At 42.6% G+C, this 1,780-nt stretch carries 2 protein-coding genes; both read left to right on the top strand.

Features of this window, described 5'->3' with window-relative positions; translation table 11 throughout:
* Window positions 1-101 (top strand): Rid family hydrolase (locus tag Q0296_RS08060; RefSeq protein ID WP_298039127.1); only part of this gene is annotated, 101 nt, incomplete at its 5' end.
* 86 nt (window positions 102-187) lie between these two features.
* Window positions 188-1,780 (top strand): retention module-containing protein (locus Q0296_RS08065; RefSeq protein ID WP_298039123.1); only part of this gene is annotated, 1,593 nt, incomplete at its 3' end.

A 1,780-nucleotide genomic window follows, 5' to 3' on the forward strand; every position in this document is an offset into this window, starting at 1 on the left:
CTAAATTTTTCAAAGAGCCATATCCAGCTAGAAGCACGGTAGCTGTGAAGACTTTGCCAAAAGATGCACTTGTAGAAATTGAGGTTATCGCAGCACAATAATGTCACAACTGTACTAAAGTACAATATACAAAGAGGATTAAAATGTCTTAAAATTACGTAAAATTTATTTTACGATAAGGATAGACATGCAAACTCAAGTAGGAGTAATCAAACAAATCTCAGGCTTAGTAGTAGCTGTAGATCAAAATGGCGTTAGCCGCGTTTTAAAAGTTGGCGACGCTTTATATCTTGGGGAGGTTGTAAAGACCTCTTCAGCTTCTTCTAAAGCCGTAGTTTCAATGGACAATGGCAAAGATGTCACCATCTTGGGTGATGAGTCGTTAAAGCTTGACGAAAATGTAGCCGCAGGAGAAAAACCAAATACCGTAGCAGATGTTAGTGACTTGCAAAAAGCGTTGTTAAACGGCGAGGATCTAACAAAACTAGAGGAGACTGCCGCTGGTGGTAACGCAGCCGCAGCTGGTGGTGGAGATGGCGTTAGCCTTGGTGCAGCGTCGTTTGATGAGGGCGGTCACTATTCAAATATCAATGAAAATTTCCGCTCTATAGGCGATCTAAACAGCGCAAGAGGTGCTGAGAGGATAGGCGGCGTAAGCGGCGCAGCCGATAATGCTGGTGGCGGTGCTGGTTTTGTAGATACTACTATCCCAACAGTAACTCTAGACCCAATTAACAACACTTCAACAGTAGTAACTGGTAAGGTTCCAAACCCAGATCCAAATACCACTGTAATTGTTGAAATTCCTGGTCATACCTCAGTTACAGTTCCAGTAAATCCTGATGGTACATTTAGTGTTCCTACACCAAATAATGAACCACTAAAACCAGGTACTGAGGTAAAAGTTACTCCAAAAGATGATGCAGGCAATGGTACTCCAGTTACTACTCCAGTATCAGACGTTGTGCCGCCGCAGGTAGATCTCACTCCAAAAGCTGACGGCACAGTTGATGTAGTGCCTCACGACAATGACGCGACAAAGGTTGAAATTTCATACACAGATAATAACGGCAACTCACAAACTATAACCGTGGTCAAAAACTCAAGTGTTGGCTGGGTTGTGGACAATACTCCTGACAAGACGACAGCTCCAACAGGCGCTTTTAAACTTGATCCAAATAGTGGCAAGGTCACTATCAGCGACGATGCGACAAAAGACAACACTCCAGTGACCGCAAAGGCTACTGATAGCGCTGGCAACACAGCCACAGGCGAGACTACTGCTCCAGATAAATTTACTATCAAATTTAATGATGACGCAGATGGCAACGGTACTATCACAAGAGGCGAGAACTATGCTGAGGATGGCGCAAAAGCTACTGCAACCATCAGCATACCAAACCTTGCAAAGGACGGCAGCAAGATACACGTTATAGGCACTGGCATAAATGACTATTACACAGTTCATAAAGATGCTAGTGGCAACGTTACAAGCGTTATAGATACAAAAGGCAACAATGTATTTGACGGCGATAATGGCATAAAGGTTGGCTATAACTATAACCACTACCAAACAGCCCTCGGAAATGCAGCTAGTATCACAGCTGAGCTAGATAACACGGCCCTTAAAACTACTTCAAGTGTTAAATTTGAAAATGTTGGTAAGGCTGAAGTTAAATTTGTTGAGCTTGATGAGCATGGTAATGTTCTAAATGAAAAATCGGATCAAATAACAAATCAAAATAGAAATACAGCTATGCTAGATGGTGATATCAACCAC

The organism is uncultured Campylobacter sp. (assembly GCF_937890585.1).
Taxonomy (GTDB): Bacteria; Campylobacterota; Campylobacteria; order Campylobacterales; family Campylobacteraceae; genus Campylobacter_A.